Annotated in this window: 23 protein-coding genes and 4 tRNA genes; 15 read left to right on the forward strand and 12 right to left on the reverse strand. The window is 16.2% G+C overall.

Going from position 1 to position 18,016, the window contains the following annotated elements:
* Positions 1-3: 3 nt before the first annotated feature.
* The 11 genes from hisG (at position 4) to ACWNYQ_RS00440 (ending at position 6,821) form a co-directional block, all read left to right on the forward strand.
* Positions 4-591, forward strand: coding sequence for an ATP phosphoribosyltransferase (hisG, locus tag ACWNYQ_RS00390; RefSeq protein ID WP_455290478.1), 588 nt, complete (start codon positions 4-6; stop codon positions 589-591).
* Positions 579-1,799 carry a histidinol dehydrogenase gene (gene hisD / locus ACWNYQ_RS00395; protein ID WP_455290479.1) on the forward strand — a complete coding sequence of 407 codons (1,221 nt, stop codon included), beginning with the start codon at positions 579-581 and terminating at the stop codon, positions 1,797-1,799. The genes hisG and hisD overlap by 13 nt, the downstream gene beginning before the upstream one ends.
* On the forward strand, positions 1,796-2,770 hold the full coding sequence (locus ACWNYQ_RS00400; protein WP_455290480.1) for an aminotransferase class I/II-fold pyridoxal phosphate-dependent enzyme: 975 nt from the start codon (positions 1,796-1,798) through the stop codon (positions 2,768-2,770). The genes hisD and ACWNYQ_RS00400 overlap by 4 nt, the downstream gene beginning before the upstream one ends.
* Positions 2,754-3,323 (forward strand): imidazoleglycerol-phosphate dehydratase HisB, encoded by a 570-nt coding sequence (gene hisB / locus ACWNYQ_RS00405; RefSeq protein ID WP_455290481.1) that lies wholly within the window; start codon positions 2,754-2,756, stop codon positions 3,321-3,323. The genes ACWNYQ_RS00400 and hisB overlap by 17 nt, the downstream gene beginning before the upstream one ends.
* Positions 3,320-3,907 (forward strand): imidazole glycerol phosphate synthase subunit HisH, encoded by a 588-nt coding sequence (gene hisH, locus ACWNYQ_RS00410; protein ID WP_455290482.1) that lies wholly within the window; start codon positions 3,320-3,322, stop codon positions 3,905-3,907. The genes hisB and hisH overlap by 4 nt, the downstream gene beginning before the upstream one ends.
* Positions 3,885-4,586 (forward strand): HisA/HisF-related TIM barrel protein, encoded by a 702-nt coding sequence (locus ACWNYQ_RS00415; protein WP_455290483.1) that lies wholly within the window; start codon positions 3,885-3,887, stop codon positions 4,584-4,586. The genes hisH and ACWNYQ_RS00415 overlap by 23 nt, the downstream gene beginning before the upstream one ends.
* On the forward strand, positions 4,583-5,323 hold the full coding sequence (locus tag ACWNYQ_RS00420) for a HisA/HisF-related TIM barrel protein (RefSeq protein ID WP_455290484.1): 741 nt from the start codon (positions 4,583-4,585) through the stop codon (positions 5,321-5,323). Before ACWNYQ_RS00415 ends, ACWNYQ_RS00420 begins: the two co-directional genes overlap by 4 nt.
* On the forward strand, positions 5,320-5,604 hold the full coding sequence (locus tag ACWNYQ_RS00425) for a phosphoribosyl-AMP cyclohydrolase (RefSeq protein ID WP_455290485.1): 285 nt from the start codon (positions 5,320-5,322) through the stop codon (positions 5,602-5,604). The genes ACWNYQ_RS00420 and ACWNYQ_RS00425 overlap by 4 nt, the downstream gene beginning before the upstream one ends.
* Positions 5,597-5,857: a phosphoribosyl-ATP diphosphatase gene (hisE, locus tag ACWNYQ_RS00430; protein ID WP_455290486.1), complete on the forward strand. Its 261-nt coding sequence runs from the start codon at positions 5,597-5,599 to the stop codon at positions 5,855-5,857. The genes ACWNYQ_RS00425 and hisE overlap by 8 nt, the downstream gene beginning before the upstream one ends.
* Positions 5,848-5,918: transfer RNA gene (locus tag ACWNYQ_RS00435), tRNA-Thr, on the forward strand. Before hisE ends, ACWNYQ_RS00435 begins: the two co-directional genes overlap by 10 nt.
* A gap of 84 nt (positions 5,919-6,002) precedes the next feature.
* Positions 6,003-6,821 (forward strand): hypothetical protein, encoded by an 819-nt coding sequence (locus tag ACWNYQ_RS00440; protein ID WP_455290487.1) that lies wholly within the window; start codon positions 6,003-6,005, stop codon positions 6,819-6,821.
* Here the strand turns inward: ACWNYQ_RS00440 and ACWNYQ_RS00445 are convergent.
* The 6 genes from ACWNYQ_RS00445 to ACWNYQ_RS00470 all read right to left on the reverse strand — a co-directional run bounded on the left by ACWNYQ_RS00445 (position 6,819) and on the right by ACWNYQ_RS00470 (position 9,237).
* Positions 6,819-6,891 (reverse strand) — tRNA-Lys (locus ACWNYQ_RS00445). The two genes, ACWNYQ_RS00440 and ACWNYQ_RS00445, sit on opposite strands and share 3 nt — an antisense overlap.
* Positions 6,882-7,232: a 50S ribosomal protein L20 gene (rplT, locus tag ACWNYQ_RS00450; RefSeq protein ID WP_455290488.1), complete on the reverse strand. Its 351-nt coding sequence runs from the start codon at positions 7,230-7,232 to the stop codon at positions 6,882-6,884. Before rplT ends, ACWNYQ_RS00445 begins: the two co-directional genes overlap by 10 nt.
* Positions 7,219-7,377, reverse strand: coding sequence for a hypothetical protein (locus tag ACWNYQ_RS00455; protein ID WP_455290489.1), 159 nt, complete (start codon positions 7,375-7,377; stop codon positions 7,219-7,221). The genes rplT and ACWNYQ_RS00455 overlap by 14 nt, the downstream gene beginning before the upstream one ends.
* Complete coding sequence (locus tag ACWNYQ_RS00460; protein ID WP_455290490.1) at positions 7,361-7,819, reverse strand: hypothetical protein; 459 nt, start codon at positions 7,817-7,819, stop codon at positions 7,361-7,363. Before ACWNYQ_RS00460 ends, ACWNYQ_RS00455 begins: the two co-directional genes overlap by 17 nt.
* A gap of 78 nt (positions 7,820-7,897) precedes the next feature.
* A complete protein-coding gene (aroC, locus tag ACWNYQ_RS00465; RefSeq protein WP_455290491.1) occupies positions 7,898-8,956 on the reverse strand; it encodes a chorismate synthase in 1,059 nt (352 codons plus the stop codon).
* Positions 8,957-9,165: 209 nt separating this feature from the next.
* Positions 9,166-9,237 (reverse strand) — tRNA-Met (locus tag ACWNYQ_RS00470).
* Between the two features lie 36 nt (positions 9,238-9,273).
* Between ACWNYQ_RS00470 and ACWNYQ_RS00475 the strand changes: the two genes are divergently transcribed.
* A tRNA-Pro gene (locus ACWNYQ_RS00475) sits at positions 9,274-9,345 on the forward strand.
* 10 nt (positions 9,346-9,355) lie between these two features.
* Positions 9,356-9,682: a hypothetical protein gene (locus ACWNYQ_RS00480; protein WP_455290492.1), complete on the forward strand. Its 327-nt coding sequence runs from the start codon at positions 9,356-9,358 to the stop codon at positions 9,680-9,682.
* Here the strand turns inward: ACWNYQ_RS00480 and ACWNYQ_RS00485 are convergent.
* On the reverse strand, positions 9,647-10,156 hold the full coding sequence (locus ACWNYQ_RS00485; protein WP_455290493.1) for a hypothetical protein: 510 nt from the start codon (positions 10,154-10,156) through the stop codon (positions 9,647-9,649). The two genes, ACWNYQ_RS00480 and ACWNYQ_RS00485, sit on opposite strands and share 36 nt — an antisense overlap.
* Positions 10,153-11,169: a 30S ribosomal protein S2 gene (locus ACWNYQ_RS00490; protein ID WP_455290494.1), complete on the reverse strand. Its 1,017-nt coding sequence runs from the start codon at positions 11,167-11,169 to the stop codon at positions 10,153-10,155. Before ACWNYQ_RS00490 ends, ACWNYQ_RS00485 begins: the two co-directional genes overlap by 4 nt.
* On the opposite strand from ACWNYQ_RS00490, the gene ACWNYQ_RS00495 reads away from it, so the two are divergent.
* Entirely contained in the window at positions 11,168-12,982 is a 1,815-nt protein-coding gene (locus ACWNYQ_RS00495; RefSeq protein WP_455290495.1) for a 2,3,4,5-tetrahydropyridine-2,6-dicarboxylate N-succinyltransferase, read from the forward strand. The genes ACWNYQ_RS00490 and ACWNYQ_RS00495 overlap by 2 nt on opposite strands.
* The gene (dapE, locus tag ACWNYQ_RS00500) at positions 12,979-14,073 is read left to right on the forward strand and encodes a succinyl-diaminopimelate desuccinylase (RefSeq protein ID WP_455290496.1); all 1,095 of its coding nucleotides are present in this window, start codon (positions 12,979-12,981) and stop codon (positions 14,071-14,073) included. Before ACWNYQ_RS00495 ends, dapE begins: the two co-directional genes overlap by 4 nt.
* Here the strand turns inward: dapE and ACWNYQ_RS00505 are convergent.
* The 4 genes from ACWNYQ_RS00505 to ACWNYQ_RS00520 are packed head-to-tail and all read right to left on the reverse strand — an operon-like array spanning position 14,059 to position 18,013.
* Positions 14,059-14,304 carry a hypothetical protein gene (locus ACWNYQ_RS00505; RefSeq protein WP_455290497.1) on the reverse strand — a complete coding sequence of 82 codons (246 nt, stop codon included), beginning with the start codon at positions 14,302-14,304 and terminating at the stop codon, positions 14,059-14,061. The two genes, dapE and ACWNYQ_RS00505, sit on opposite strands and share 15 nt — an antisense overlap.
* Entirely contained in the window at positions 14,301-15,611 is a 1,311-nt protein-coding gene (locus ACWNYQ_RS00510) for a pyridoxal-phosphate dependent enzyme (protein ID WP_455290498.1), read from the reverse strand. The genes ACWNYQ_RS00505 and ACWNYQ_RS00510 overlap by 4 nt, the downstream gene beginning before the upstream one ends.
* Complete coding sequence (locus ACWNYQ_RS00515; RefSeq protein ID WP_455290499.1) at positions 15,586-16,767, reverse strand: hypothetical protein; 1,182 nt, start codon at positions 16,765-16,767, stop codon at positions 15,586-15,588. Before ACWNYQ_RS00515 ends, ACWNYQ_RS00510 begins: the two co-directional genes overlap by 26 nt.
* Positions 16,760-18,013 (reverse strand): DnaB-like helicase C-terminal domain-containing protein, encoded by a 1,254-nt coding sequence (locus tag ACWNYQ_RS00520; protein ID WP_455290500.1) that lies wholly within the window; start codon positions 18,011-18,013, stop codon positions 16,760-16,762. Before ACWNYQ_RS00520 ends, ACWNYQ_RS00515 begins: the two co-directional genes overlap by 8 nt.
* Positions 18,014-18,016 lie beyond the last annotated feature (3 nt).

Here is an 18,016-nt window from a genome sequence, read left to right on the forward strand (position 1 = left end):
AAAATGTTAATAGGCATATCGAAAGGAAGAATTTTTAATATTTTAAAAAAAATTTTTAAAAAAAATAAACTAAATATAGAATCATTAAATACAAGAAAACTAATATTAAAAACTAATAATAAAAAAATAAATATAATTCCAATAAAATCTGAAGATTCTAAAATGTTAATGAAAAAATATATAAACGCATGTATAATAGGAAGTGATATGAAAAATGAAATTATTAAAAATAATTATAAATATAAAAGACTTAATTTTTTTAAATGTAAATTATCATTAATATGTAAAAAGGATTTTTTTTCAATAAAAAAAATATATACAAATAAAGATGTAATAGTTTGTACAAAATATATTAATATATCTAAAAAATTTTTAGGAAAAAAATATATTTTAAAAAAAATGTTAGGTTCTGTTGAATCTTCTTTATTAATAGGCATATCAGATTGTATAGTTGATATAATACAAACAGGAGAAACAATATGTGTAAATAATATGTTTGAAGTTGAAGAGATAATGGATATATATCCATTAATAATATATAAAAAAAAAAAAAAAGAATTAAAATATATATGTAAAAAATGTTTAATATAAGTATAAATAAAATAAAAAATATTATTTTAAAAAAAAAAAATATTATCAAAAAAAAAGTACTAAAAATTTATTCAAATATAAAAAAAAAAGGTGAAAAATATTTAAAGTATTGTATAGAAAAATATGATGGTATAAAATATAAATATTTTTTAAATAATATTAAAGGTAAAATAAACAATAATGAAAAAAAAATAATAAAAAAACTTTATAAAAGGGTTTATAAATTTCATAAAATACAATATAATAAAAATAGAATAAAAAATTGGAGTTTTAAGGATAAAAACTTCAAAGTTATATGTCAAAGAATCAATAGTTTAAAAAATATAATGATTTATGTTCCTGGAGGAAAATATTGTTATTTATCTACTCTTATTATGAATATAGTTCCTGCAATAATATCTGGTGTAAAAAACATTTACCTTGCAACTCCTTCTAAAGGTAAATGTTTTGAAAAAATTTGTTATATAAGTAAAAAGTTAAAAATAAAAAAATTATACAGAATGGGAGGTGCGCATGCTATTTTTTCTTCTGCTTTAGGAATAGGAAAAGTTAAAAAAGTTGATAAAATAATAGGTCCAGGTAATGATTATGTTAATGAATCAAAAAAAATAGTTTATGGTATAACAGGTATAGACACGTTAGCTGGACCAACTGAATTATTAATAATTTTTGGAAAAAAAAAAATAAGAAATAGAGAAATTTTTAATATATATTCACAATTAGAACACGGAAAAAATTCAAAAGTTTTTATATTATTAAATCTTAATAGACAAAAGAAAAAATTAAACAAAATATTAAATTTAAATAAAAAATTGGTTAATTTTAAAAACATATTTATAATATTATGTAATGGTTTAAAAGAATCTATTAAATTATCCAATTTAATAGCTCCAGAACATTTAATGGTTTATTTAAAAAAAATAAAAAAATTAATAAAAAAAATAAATAATTTTGGAACTATTTTTATAGGTAAAAAATCTATAGAAACAACAGGTGATTATTTTGCAGGTTCAAACCATGTTTTACCAACTTCTCAAAATTCTAAATTCTCTTCTCCTTTATCTATAAATGATTTTTTAAAATCTCAAAATATAATAAAAGTTAATAAAAAAAAAATAAACAATATATCTTTTTTTTCTTACAATTTTTCAAAAATTGAGGGTTTAAAATATCACAGTTTAAGTGCTATAAATATGATAAATAAATGATAAAACTAGACAAAATGGAATTCCCTTATAATTTTAATAAATATTTATTAAAATATTTTTTAAGATATTTAAAAAATATAAACATAAATAGATATCCTAATGTAGTTGATATTAAAATTATAAAAAAAAAGATATTAAAATTTTATAAAACAAAAAAAAAAATTATAATAGGAAATGGTTCTGATGATTTGATATCTTTTATTATTAAAAATTTTAAATATAAAAATTTTAAATTTATTTCTTCATTTTATCCAAGTTTTTCTATGTATGAAAAATATTGTAATTATTATAATGTACCTTATTTAAGGATAAATTTATATAAAAATAAATATTTTAATTTGTTTAAAATATTAAAAATATTAAAAATATATAAATGTGGTATATTTTTTATTTGCTATCCTAATAATCCTACTGGTTTTTTTTTTAATAAAAAAAAAATTTCATACATTATAAAAAATAATAAGAATATTTTATTTGTTGTAGATGAAGCTTATTTTAATTATTCTAAAAGCACTTTTATTAAAAAAAAATATAGAAATATAATTATATTAAGAACTTTTTCAAAAATTGGTTTTGCTGCATTAAGAATTGGTTTAATGTTTTGTAATAAAAATATTTATAATAGATTCTATTACAAATTACAACCTTATAATTTGAATTTTTTTCAAATATTATTTTTAAAATTTATTTTAAAATATAATGTTATTAAAAAAATTAATTTATTAACTAAAAAAATTATTAAACAAAGAAAAAAAATTTATTTAATAATTAAAAAAATAGTTTATAAAAGTAACTGTAATTTTTTTTTTATAAAAATAAAAAATTATAATGTTTTTAAAATTCTTTATAAAAAAAATTTATTTTTAAGACAACTTTTTTTTTTTAAAAAAAAGTTTTTAAGATTTTCTATATTAAAGAAAAGTTCAAATGAATACTTTTTAAGTAATATTAAAAATGAAAGAAATTTTTAAAATAAAAAGATTTACAAGTGAAACTAAAATAAAAATAAAAATAGATTTTTCAAAAAAAGTTAATTTAAATAAAATAAGTACAGGAATTTGTTTTTTTGATCACTTAATTAAACAATTAAGTTTTCATGGAAATTTTTATATTAAAATTAAAGCAAAAGGTGATTTAGATGTAGATAATCATCACTTAGTTGAAGATGTTGGAATTTGTTTAGGAAAAATATTTAAAAAAATATTTAAAAAAAGAATTATAAATAGGTATTCATTTAATTACGTACCTATGGATGAATCACTTACCAGAATAGTAATAGATGTTTGTAATAGACCAAATTTTATATTTAAATGTAGTATGAAAGGAAGTTTAAATAATGGTTTTAGTATGTTAAATGTATATGAATTCTTTAAATCTTTTTCTAATAATTCTTTAATTACTATTCATTTAAAAAATTATGGAAAAGATACACACCATAGAATAGAAAGTATTTTTAAGTGTTTAGGTTTATCTTTAGGAAATATATTAAAATTAAAAAGAAATTTTAAAATTTCAACAAAATGAAAACTAGTATAATAGATTTTGGTGCTGGTAATATTAAATCAATATTAAATTCATTAAAAAGAATTTCAAAAGATATAAAAATTTCAAAAGATATAAAAATTTCAAAAGATATAAAAAATATCATAATACCTGGTCAAGGTAATTTTAATGTTTTATACAGAAATATAAATAATATATTAAGTATTTTTAATTTAAAAAAAATTATTAGAAAAGGATATAATATATTAGGTATTTGTTTAGGTTTTCATTTATTTTTTGGAAAGAATAATGAATCTAACATAAAAGGACTAAGTGTAATAAGAAGTAAAGTTAAAAAATTTAAATTTAAATATCTAAGAAAACCTCTTATAGGTTGGTTAATGAACTACGGTTCTACAAAAAATAGTTATATTTTTTATCATAATCACAATTATTATGTAGAAAAAAATAAAAAATATAACTATTTTGGATTTTATGGAAAATACTTTATAAGTTTTATTAAATTAAATAATATATCAATTTGCCAATTTCATCCTGAAAAAAGTTCCAAATTTGGTAATTATTTTTTAAAAAAATTTATATATGAAAATAATACCTTCAATTGATATATATAAAAATAATATAGTAAGATTATTAAGAGGAGATTTTAAAAAGTTAACCGTTTATAATATTAAATTAAAAAAGTTGTTAAAATATTTCATAAAAAAAAAAATAAGATTAATAAATTTGATAGATCTTGAAGGTGCTAAAAAAAAAAAAATTATAAACAAAAAAAAAATTTGTAAAATAATAAATATTATGAAATATTATAATATAAAATGTAACGTTGGAGGAGGAATTAGAAAATATAAACATATAAAATATTATATAAAAAAAGGTGCTAAAAAAATAATTTTAGGAAGTAATGCTTTGAAAAAAGATTTTATTTTAAAGTTAATTAAAAATTATAAAAAAAAAATAATAATTTCTGTTGATATATTTAATAATAATGTAATGTTAGAATCTTGGAAAAAAAAAAGTTTATATTATAAAGAATTCTTTAATAAAGTTTTGAAATATTACAAAGGTACATTTATTGTAACAAACATAAAATTAGATGGAACAAAAAAAGGAATTAATATTAATTTTTTAAAAAAAATTATTAAAATAGTTAAAAATTATAAAATAATTTTTGCAGGTGGATTTTCAGGAAAAAAAGACATAAAAAAATTAAAAAAAAACAAAATTTATAAAAATATAAAAGGATATATTGTAGGTAAATATATATATGAAAAACTAAAATGATAAAAAGATTAATAGCTTGTTTAGATGTTATTGGTAATAACGTAGTTAAAGGTAAAAAATTTTTAATATTCAAAAAATTTAAAAATCCATTAAGTTTATCAAAAAAATATTCTTATAATTTTATTGATGAAATAATTTATTTAAATATAAATAAAGAAAAAATAATAAATTTTTGTAATAAAATAAATAATATTTCAAAATCTATAAATGTACCTTTAGTTGTTGGTGGAAATATAAAAAATTTTAAAGATGTTAAGTTTTTATTTAATAATGGAGTTGATAGAATATCTTTAAATACAACTTTATTTAAAAATTTTAAGATAACAAAAAAAATATCAAAACATTACGGTAAACAATGTATAGTTGCTTCTATAGATGTAAAAAAAATAAGCAATAAATGGAAAGTTTTTATAAATGGAGGAAAAACAAATACAAATATAAACTTAGAAGATTGGTGTAAATACAACGAAAAAAAAGGAATAGGAGAATTTTTAATAACAAGTATAGAAAATGATGGTATGAAAAAAGGTTATGATTTAGAGATGATTAAAAAAATATCTAAAATCACTAAGGTATCTATAATACCTTCTGGAGGTGGAGGTTCAATTAAAGACTTTAAAAAAGTATTAAAAATAAAAGGTATTAATTCATTACTTTTAGCTAGCGTTTTACACACTAATAAATATAGTATAAATTACATAAAAAAAAAATTATGTAATTTTTTTTTTATAAGATGATACCTGTTATAGTACAAGATTTTTATAATAAAAAAATATTGATGCAATCCTGGGTTAATATAAATTCATTAAGAAAAACTTTTAAAAACGGTTATTCTTATTATTATTCAAGAAAAAGAAAAAAAATTTGGTTAAAAGGAATAGAAAGTTGCAATTATCAAATAATTAAAAAAATATTAATAGATTGTGATTTTGATAGCGTAATTTTTATAGTTATTCAAATAAATAAAATTTGTTGTCATTTTAAAAAAAAAAATTGTTTTTTTAATAATTATGATTAAAAAAATTATAAAAAAAATATTTTTTTCAATAAAAAAAAGAAATAGCTACTCAAAATATTTAATAAAAAATAAAGAAATACTTATTAGAAAATTAAATGAAGAGTGTATGGAATTAATAACAGAAATTTATAAAAACAAAAAAAAAAAAATAATAAATGAATTATGTGATTTACTATATCATTTAATTATAGTAATAATAAAATATAAGATAAAATATAAAGAAATAAAAAAAAAAATTAATAAGCCAAATTAACTTAATGGTAAAGTTTCTGTTTTGTAAACAGATAAAACAGGTTCGATTCCTGTATTTGGCAAATTATGTATCAATAATTTAAAGGTAGAATATTGATTTGTGGCATCAATAGTAAGGGTTCAATTCCCTTTTGATACTTTAATTAATGAATTATATAAGCTTTAAAGACTTAAAATATATAAATTATTTATATATATTTAAATTAGCTTTAATATTAAAAAAAAAAAAATTTAATGTAAACAAAAATATACTTTTTATTTTTGATTTACCTTCTACAAGAACAAAATTATCATTTGAATTAGCTTGTAAAAACTTAAATTGTAAAGTTTGTTTTTTTGAAAAACAAAATTCCCAAATTTCAAGGGGGGAAAAAAAAAAGGACACCTACAAAGTTTTTGAAGGATATTTTGATTTAATTATACATAGAGGAAAATATAGTAATCTAAAATATATAAAAAATTATTACAAAAAAAACATAATAAATGCATTAAATGAATTAGAACATCCAACTCAAATTATAAATGATATTTTTACAATATTTGAAATAAAAAAAAATTTTTTATTTAAAATATTATGGGTAGGTGAATATAATAATGTATCAAGATCCTTATTATATGCTTCTAAAATTTTTGGTTTTAAATTACTTTTTTTAACAGATAAAAAAAGTAAGTTAAAATTAAAAAATAAAACTATAAAAAGAATAGAAGATGCAAAAAAAATAGATGTTTTAATGACAGATACTTGGTATAGTATGAATCAAAAAAAAATTAAAAAAAAATTAATAAAAGTAAAATATAAATACTTTAAAAAAAATAAAAAAACATATTTTATGCATTGTTTACCTCTTTATAGAGGTAAAGAGGTTGAGAAAAAAGTATTAAATATAAAAAAAAATTTAGTATGGAAGCAATCCAAAAATAAATTGATAACTTCTATGGCTTTAATAAAATTTATTTTTAAATAGGTTGTGCGTGATTCGAACACGCGACAAACGGATTAAAAGTCCGCTGCTCTACCAACTGAGCTAACAACCCAAATTAATTAATTTTTTTTTTATTCCATTATATTTATTATTTAATATAAATAAATATAACATTTTTCTATTTATAATAACTTTTTTTATTTTTAAATTAAAAATAAAAAAATTATATTTAATGTTATATTTATTTAAATATATATTTATAAACTTTATAAATTTTTTTCTAAAAAAAGATTTTTTTTTTTTTCTATCTCTATAAGAATATATCAAAGATTTTAAAACCGATTGTTTTGATATTTTGTAAACATTTTTTCTTCTACCTTTAAAACCTTTAGATAATAAAAGAACTTTTTTTCTTCTATTTTTTCTAACAACACTATATTTAACTCGTGTCATTTTTTAATAAATATACTCTTTTAATTCTTTTTTTTTTAGATTTTTTTTTAGTCAAAAAATGATTTAAACCTATTTTTTTAAATTTTATAAATCTTTTTTGAAGTTTTATCCTTTTAATATAACTTTTATTACTTTTTTTTTGCATTGCAAATATTTATTACGCAATTTTTAATGTTACTTTTATAAAATAATGAAAAATTAAAATTTCTTTTTATATCAATTTTAATTTTATTTATGAATTCATCTATTATATTTTTTTTGCTTCTAAATCTTTTTAAAATTACAATTTTTATAGAAGAAAATTTGATTAATATACTATAAATTTTTTTCATTTTTATTGAATAATCATTTTCTGAAATTTCTAAGTTAATTCTTATTTCTTTAATTAAATTATTTTTTATTTTTTTTCTTTTTTTTTTTAAATTATAAATGTATTTTTTTATGTTTCCTATTTTATATATATTAGGTGTTAATTTGTCATTTATACAAATTAAGTCATTTTTTTCTTTAAAAGCTATATCTCTGGCTGATGATTTTTCCAATATACCTAAATATTTACCTTTTGAATCAATTAGTTTTATTAACATTTTTTGCATAAGCTTGATTGGATTTGAACCAATGTAATTTACTTTGTTATAGTAAAACTTTACCACTAAGATACAAGCTTAGAAAAATAAAAAAGATTTATAATTTAAAATTGAATCTATTATAGTTATAGATACTATAGACTCTATTATTGGTACTGCTCTTATACCAACGCAAGGATCATGTCTTCCATATATATTTATCTTTTCTTCTTCAAAATTATTATTAACTGTTTTTTGTTCTTTAAATAAAGAAGATGTGGGTTTAAAATAAACATTTATTTTAATGTCGTTTCCATTAGATATACCTCCAAGAAAACCACCTGAATCATTTTTTAAAATTCCTTCTTTATAATATGAGTCATTATTTAAAGAACCTCTAATTTTTGAAGATTTGAAACCTTTTCCTACTTCTATTGCTTTTACAGCATTTAAATCCATTAAATTTTTTGATAAATTTGAATCAAGTTTATCAAATAGAGGATCACCTATTCCTGGCATTATTCCGGTTACGTTAACTGTTAATTTACATCCTATTGAATCACATTCCTTCATTGTGTTTATTATTATGTTTTTTATTTTTTTTGTATGAATTTTATTGGGGCAGTAAAAATTTTTTATATTATTTTTTTTGAAAACTTTAAAATTAATATAATAATTGTTTATATTACTTAGGTAACAAAATATTTTAATATTGTAAAAATCTTTTAATATTTTTTTAGCTATAGAACCAGCTATAACAATAGCTAAAGTAGTTCTAGCTGATGATCTACCTCCACCTCTATAATCTCTTATTTTATATTTAAAAAAATAAGTTATATCGGCATGTCCTGGACGAAAACAATTTTTGATGTTAAAATAGTCTTTACTCAATGCATTATTATTGTATACAATAATACCTATAGGTGTTCCGGTTGTTCTTTTTTTGTAAACTCCTGATAAAATTTTTATTTTATCTTTTTCTTTCCTTTGTGTTACAAATTTTGAACTTCCTGTACTTCTTCTATCTATTTGTTTTTTTATATATTTTTTGTCTATATAAAAACCGCTAGGGCAGCCATCTATCACTAACCCAATAGCTCTTCCGTGGGACTCTCCAAAAGTAGTTACTTTATAAAACTTTCCTAATGTATTATTCAAAAAAAATAAATCTCCTCACGAGGATTTGAACCTCGATAATAGGTTTAGAAGACCTATATTCTTTCCATTAAACTATAAGGAGAAAATGATGATATTTATAAAGAAAAAAAACGAAAATTCAGAACAGTTTTTTAGAAGATATAAAAAAAAACTAAGAGATTCAAAAATAATAGAAAATATTAAATCTAAAAGATTTAAAAAAAAATAAATTGCAAAGGTAGGATTCGAACCTACATTCTTCGGGTTATGAGCCCGATGAGCTTCCATTGCTCTACTTTACAATTAATAATTGTATAACATTTATAAAAAAAAATCAACGGAAAATAACACAAAGGAAGTGTATCTGATTTGGGTTCAGAAGGTTGCAGGTTCGAATCCTGTTTTTCCGCAATTATTATTTTGTATTTTAAAGCAGGTTTAATAATAAAAAAAAATCAAATTAAAGAAATAAAAAGCAATATTAATGATATAAAAGATTATTTATTTTTTTTTAAAAATTCAAATAATTTATATTTAAAAAAAAATAAAAATATATTAAAGGTTTTATTAAAAAAAAAAGAATTATTTTATTTATATAGTTATTTTAAAAAAAAATATAAAATTTATGTTAAAAAAATAATATATGAAAAAAATATGATTAAATGCATTATAAAAGTTAAAAAAAATATATTAATAAAAAAAAATAATGATTTAAAAAGAAGAAAATTTTTTAGTGAAAATTTTTAATTTTTCATTAAGTTTTTTTTTTATATTTTCAATTTCGTTTTTACTAATTTTATTTTTGTTAAAAATTTTTTTAATTCTATTTTTAAAATTTTTACAAAATATTCTTAATTTAATAAAAAATTTTTCCTTTTCTTCCTTTATAAAATTTTTTATAACATTTTGGCTAATGTTTTTTTTTAATTTTACAATTATTTTTTTATTTAAAAATGATAACTCGAACAAATTTTTTTTATTTATTATTTTAGAAAAACTTTTTAAATATTTTTTATTGTGAAAATCTAAAGCTATGTTTTTTTTTTCAATGTATATATCACAACAATCTTTTAAGTATATTTTTTTATTTTTTTCTTTTATAAAAAATTCATAAAAATAACAGTTATCGAAATAACAATTTTTTATTTTTTTTATATTTTTATATAAATTAATTTCTGAATTTTTAAAAAAATCATTTAATTCTTTTATAATTTCATTCATATTAAAAATATTTTATTAATTTTTATTTTTTTTTTTTTAATATAATTAACTATATTTGAATAATTGTAGTTAATTGTGTTTAAAAAAAAATTCCTGCAAAATAAATTTTTTATATTAAATACTATGTGATATAGTAAATTTGAAGATTTATTTTTATTGAATTTAATTAAAATAACATAATTATTATTATGATTATAATAATAAGTTTTTTTAATTAATAATTTTTTAAAACCTATTATATAAAACTTTTCATTATAATAATTTGATAATTTATTTATAATATTTTTTAAATCTTTAATTTTTTTATTATAGTAATTAATCAAAATTTTATCAATGCAGTGTTTAAAATATTTTTTATTAATGTAATAATCACTATATTTCTTTAATTTCAAAAGTAAAATGTATTTTTTAAATTTTTTTTCAAAAATAAAAATATTATTCTTATTTATTCTTTTATAAACATCAACTTTTTTTAAAATGTAAAAAAGTTGATTTAAAAAAAATATTATAGATGTTTCAGAATCATCATTAATTGGTATAAAAAAATTAGTTTTTTTTACATAATTACTATCTGTTATTGAAACATTAAATATTTTTTTTTTTATACACTCATTTAAAGCTACTTTATTTTTTGAAGTGTCAATTATAAAAACTATATCAGGAATTTTAAGTAATTTTTTTTTTTCTCCTATTTTATTTTTTCTAAAATTTGTTATGTAACCAGGTTTCCATTTTTTAGTATAATATATATCATAATTAATAGACATTGATTCATATATATGAGAATGATTTTTTTTTGTATCTACAAAAAGAATAGTTCTTTTTTTTTTTAAAAATATTCTTAAAAAACTAAATAATTTTTTTAAATTTAATTTAGTTATTTTTTTGTTTATATAAAATGAATCTAATTTTTTATACTCTATTTTGTTGTTGTAAAATCTTATATTTTCCTTTATTTTATGCCCTAAATTAGCTTTACTATTGTTTATTAATATATTAAAATAATTTTTCATGTTTAATTTTAAAGTAAAAATAAAAAATATATATAAAATATACAAAAAAAAAAAAAATATTATTGATTTAAGCATTGGGGAAGTAAAAAATTTTTCAAACAATATAATAAAAAACAATTTAAAAAAAGTTAAATTGTTTAGTATTTATAATAAAATATCTAGCAAAAATAAAACTTTAAAAGTAATAAAAAATTATTTAAAAAAAAATTTTAATACAAATATAAAAAAAAAATATATAACAACCACAATGGGAAATAGGAATGCAATTTACAATTTTTTTTTATTATTAAAAAAAAATTGTAAATATATTGCAATAAAAAAACCGTTTTATCCTTATTATAAATATTTATCTATTTTTTTTAAAAAAAAATTTTTTTTTTTTAAAAAATTTAGTGATATTATTAAAAAAAAAAATAAAATAAATTTAGTAATAATATGTAATCCAGAAAATCCTACTGGATTATTTTATAATAAAGATATAATAAAAATTATAAAAAAAACTTCAAAATATAATATAAATTTTTTAATAGATGAATGTTATATAAATATATGTAAGAAAAATAAAGAAAGTATTTGTAAAATTTTTAAAAAATACAAAAAAAATTTAACAATAATAAATAGTTTATCTAAAAGATCAAGAGTACCTGGTTTAAAATCAGGATATATAATAACAAGTAAAAAAAATATTAAAAAAATAAATATTTTAAAAAATCTAAGTAATACTGAAATTAGCGAATATAACCAAATGCTAAGTAGAAAATTATGGAAAGACAATAAACAATCTGAAAATATAAGAAAAAATTATTTGAAAAAAATAAAAGAATGTACTTATATATTAAAAAAAAATAAAATAAAATTTATTAAAAATAAAGGCACATTTTATATATTTATAAATATAAAAAAAACAAAACTAAAAAGTGTAAAGTTTTGTAAATTATTTTATAAAAATTACGGTGTAAAACTATTACCTGGAAAAATTTTTGGTAATGATAATTACGTAAGAATAGCTTTGGTAGAAAATAAAAATATTTGTAAAAAATCAATTAAAAAAATTTGTTTTTTTATAAAAAATTACAAAATAAATAAAATAAATAAAAAAATGGATCTTTTGGAAAAAGGAAAATTAAGAATATGTAAAAAAATAAATAATAAATGGATAATTAATAAAAATTTAAAAAAAATAATAATAAATTATATTAAATTAAATAAAAAAAAAATTATTAAAAATAACAACAATTTAAACTATGATGTTTTTAAAAACAAATTTTTAATTAAATTTAAAGAACTTAAAAAAAAAAATATAAGAATAACATATTTGTCATATGTTAGAAATGGAGCTTATGTAGGCAAAAATGTAATAATGATGCCTTGTTTTGTTAACTCTGGAGCTTTCATAGGTGATAATTCTCTTCTTGATAGTTGGTGCACTGTAGGAAGTTGTGCAAGAATTGGTAAAAAAGTTCACATATCGGGAGGTGTTGGTATAGGTGGTGTATTAGAGCCTATAAATGAAAAACCAGTAATAATAGAAGATGGAGTATTTATAGGTGCAAGATCAGAAATAGTAGAGGGCGTTTTAATAAAAAAAAATAGTGTTATTTCAATGGGTGTTTTCATAGGTAAAAGTACTAAAATATATGATAGAAATAAAAAAATATTTTATAAATCTTATATTCCTAAAGAATCCGTTGTGGTTCCTGGATGTATAAATTACGGTTTTTACTCACTATACGCAGCTATAATAGTTAAAAAAAAAGATATATTAACAAAAAAAAAAATAAATTTAAATAAAAAATTAAGGATAAAAAAATGATAAAAATACTTTACAAAATTATTAAATCTAAATCTTTAACACCTTTTGATGACGGTTGTCAAAAAAAAATAAAAAAAATTCTAAAAAAAATTGGTTTTGAATGTTTTACAAAAAAATTTAAAAAAATTACTAATTCAATATTTTTTTTAAAAAAAAGAATTAATAAAAAAATAGATTTACTATTTTCTTGCCATAGTGATGTTGTTAGTATTAAAAATATAAAAAAATGGAAAAATAACCCTTTTATACTAACTTTTAAAAAAGGTTATTTTTACGCAAGAGGTGTTGTTGATATGAAAGGATCAATATCTTGTTTTATAAAAACTATAAAATGGTATTTAAAATATAATAATAATAAAAACATAATGATTATAATAACAAGTGATGAAGAAGGAGACGCTAAAAACGGAACTAAAAGAATAGTAAAAATTTTAAATAAAAAAAAAATTAAAATATTAAGGTCACTTGTAGGAGAACCTACAAGTGAAAAAATAATAGGTGATGTTATCAAAATAGGAAGAAGAGGATCATTAAATTTAAATTTAAAAATTATAGGAATACAAGGTCACAGCGCTTATCCTGATAAATCAATAAATCCTATATCAGTTTTTTTAAGAATATTTAATAATTTTTATAAGTTAAAAATTAAAAAAAACAATTTTCAAATTATATCAGTGATGTCTAATAATACTACAAGTAATATTATTCCAAACGCTATCCATTTATCAGTTAACATTAGATATACAAGTAAATTTGTTTTAAATTTATTTTTTTTAAATTTAAAACAATTTTTTAAAAAAGAAATTTGTAGATATATTATGAAAATAAAAAATAACTCATTTCCATTTATATCTAATAATATAAGCAACATAAATTGGATATATAAAACATTTAAATATAACTTCAGTAAAATAAAAATATCAAAAATAAGAGGAGGAACATCAGATGGAAGATTTTTAAAAAAAATATGTAAAAACTGTTTTGAATTAGGTCTTAAAAATAAATACGCTCACAAATATAACGAAAAAGTAAAAATAAAAGAAATTTATTTATTATTAATGATATACTTAAAGATTTTAACAAATATTTAAAATATTTACCAAATAAAATTTTTTTTTATAAAAAATTACTTTCAAATTTATATAAGATACTATACTATTATATCTATGATCTAAATTTTTGTAAAATAAAAAAATTTTTTTACAATAGATAATTTTTTTTTTAATTATATTAAGTAAATTTTTTATTTTTTTTAACTTGTAATATTTTTTATTTTTGTAAAATATTAATTCTCTTTTTATAAAAATAAATAAGTATTTCATTTATTTATTTTTATAAAATTATATATTTTTTTTTTATCTTTACTTTCAAAATAAAAAAATTTTTTTCTTACTCTTATTATTTTATCGTAATGTTTTATTTTAATTTTTTTATTTATAAATTCTTCAATAATATTTTTAAATTTTATATAATTAGCAGTATTTAATATTACATATATTTCATTTTTTATTTTATTTTTTTTGTAACTCAAAAAAGCATTAGATGTATGAGTGTCTAAAATATTTTTATTATTTTTATAGAATTTTTTTATTATTTTTTTTCTTTCTTTTTTTTTACTATAAAAGAAAGAAAAAAAATTATTTTTTTTAATTATGTCTATTAAATAATTTTTTTTTTTTAAATAATATTTATATTTATTATAACCTATTAACATATAAATATATCTTTCCAAATTAGAAGGTATATTTATATCTATACTAGGACAATCTGTTTTAATAATTTTTTTTTTTTTTATAATGTTTTTAAAAAACATATAAGTATAATTATTTTCATTGTTTGAAACAAAAGATCCTTTTATTTTATTGTTTAATATTTTTGCTATATAACAAGATAATGCGTTTCCAAAATTTCCTGTTGGTATGCAAAAAAAAGGTTTTTTTTTATATTTTTTATATATTATATTACTATATTTTATATAATAAGAAGATTGTAATATTATTCTTATAAAATTTATTGAATTTATTGTGAATAATTTTTCTTTTGTTATCATATTTTTTACAATTTTTTGGCAATCATCAAAATTACCTTTTATTGAAATATTAAATATATTTTTACTTAATATACCATACATCTGTGATTCTTGAAAATTACTTACTCCTTTATATGGTGATAATATTATATTTTTTAGTCTTTTTTTTAAGCTTATATAATAAGAACTACTTGCTCCAGTATCACCAGAAGTAGCTGTAATAATTGTTTTATTTTTTTTATCAATATTTGATAGAAGTTCAACTATAAATGAAATAGAAAAATCTTTAAAGGAAAATGTTTTTCCTTTATTTAAATCTATAAAAAATGTTTTTTTGTTTTTTATTTTTTTAATTTCTGTTTTTTTTTTTTTTAAATATATTTTTCTTATTATTTTCTCAATTTTTATTTTATTATAAAGTTTTTTACCAATAAAAAATTTAAATAATTTCTTTAATATATAGAAATAGTTATTTTTTTTAAATTTTATTTTTTTTATTTCTTTTGGTATCAAAAGACTTCCTTTTTTTGGTATATTATTATAAATTAAATCAATAAAAGAATATTTTTTATTTTTACTTATTGTCGATAAATAAATCATAATTTGTTTTAAAAATAAAATAAACAGATATATATCTGAATAATTTTTTTTTTATATTAATTATTCTATTATTGCTTAAAAAACTTCTTATTAAAATAAAATTCTTATTAAAATAAAATTTTATTTTAAACAAATCAAGTAAATTAAATATTTTTTTATTTAATATATATTTATAAATTATTAATATTTTATTTCTTATTATATCTAAATTATAAATTATATTTTTTTTTTTTTTTATATTTATATTTTTTTTATTTAAAAATTCTTTTAGTAAAGAATAACTCGTAATTTTTCCACCTGCCCCTTTTCCTTTAAACAAAAAATAATCTTTTTTAGTAAATATTTTTATATAGTTATATTGTTCTTTTATATATTTTTTTTCTAAATAAGGAAAAATCTCTATTGAAAAAAAATTTTTTAAAAATATTACTTTTCCTTTTAAAGAAAAAAACTTATTAATTCTTTTAAGTTTTTTTATATGGAACAACTTAATATTACCTATACCATTTATAAATTTTTTATTTACATAAAAATTCTTACCTAATAAACCAATAGCTATATAAATTTTGTAGTAACTATCAGCTCCGCATATATCTAAGTAAGGTTTTTTTTCCGAATATCCTCTATTTATTGCTATATTTAAAGACTTTTTGTAAGAGATGTTATCTTTTATCATTTTATATATAATAAAATTTGTAGTTCCATTAAAAATTCCTTCTATTTTTTTTATATTAAAATTACAAAAATGATTACTTAAACTATCTACTATTGGTATTCCTCCTAATATAGAAGGCTCTATAAATACATATTTATTTAAACTTGATTTAATACTTTTAAAATTTATACATATAAATTTTTTATTGGCTGTAATAATTTTTTTTTTTTTTAGACATATTTTAAATATTTTGTTAGTTAATTTTATATCACCTGTAACTTCAATAATTAATTTTGTAAATTTATTTTTCAAAAAATAAAAATAATTTTTCAAAAAATAAATTTTGAATTTTCTTTTTTCTAAAATTTTTTTTTTATAATATAAATTTTTTCTAACAAAAATTATAAAAATATGGGAATTTTTATAATTATTACTAATTACTTTAAAAAAATTTAAACCTACGTTACCTATACCAAAAAAACATATAAATTTTTTATTCATAAAATTTAGTATTTTTACCTTTGAAAAAAAGTTTAAAAAAACCTGTTTCTCCGTTTCTATTTTTAGAAACGTAAAAATCTATTTCTTTTTTATTATTGTAATAATTTTTATTTATAAAAATTATTATATCAGAGTCTTGTTCTATAGATCCTGAATCTTTTAAATCAGACATTAAAGGTCTTTTATCTAACCTACTTTCTAAACTTCTGTTAAGTTGTGAAATTAAAATAATAGGAACTTTATATATAATTGAAATTCTTTTAAAATACATAGAGATTTTTGAAATTTCATTATTTCTATTTTCTTTATTTTTTTTTATTTGTATTAGCTGTAAGTAATCTATTACTATTAAAGAAATTTTTTTATGTTTTAAAATCAATTCTTTTATATTTTTCTTTATAAAAGAAAAATTATAATTTCCACATTCACTGATATAAATCTTTGATTTTTTTATGATATTAATAGACCTTAATATTTTTTTTTTTTCAATTTTGTTGTAATCTTTTTTTTTTATTTTTTTTGTTTCCACACCACTTATAGAACTTATAATTTTTATTAATATTTGCTCTTTAGGCATTTCAAGAGAACAAAAAAGAACTGGTTTTTTATATCTAAAATATATATTTTCAAAAATATTTAAACTAAATGATGTTTTTCCAGAAGATGGTCTTCCTGCAATTATAATTAATTCACCTTTATTTATTCCTTCTATTATACTGTCTAACTTTTTAAATCCTGTTTTTAAATAAATAGTTATTTTTTTTTTTTTGTTTTTTATTTTTTTTTTTAAATTATTTAAGCTTTTTTTTATACTTATATTTTTTTTATTATTTTTTTTAAATATCCTATAAAAAATAATTTGAATTTTTCTAAAAATTGAACTTATTTTTTTATTTTTATTTCTTATTTCTTTTATTATTTTTAATAAATTTTTAATTAATTTTATTTTTTTGTATTTTGTTATAAAAAGTTTTATTAATTTTTTTGTTTTTATTTTAATTCTTAAATTTAAATTTTTTATTAAATTAAATTTAAAGTTTTTATTTTTTATAAGTCTATTAAAAATTTTTATTTCAAAATTTTTATTATTCTTATAATATAGATAAAATAATTTTAATATTTTATCTATATTTTTAAAATTATTTGTTTTTTTAAATAGAGCTTTAAATATTTTCTTAAATAATTTTTTTTTTTTTATTATTTTTAAAATTATTATTTTTATTAAAAATTTTATTTTAAAATTCATAAA

The organism is Candidatus Vidania fulgoroideorum (genome assembly GCF_053760525.1).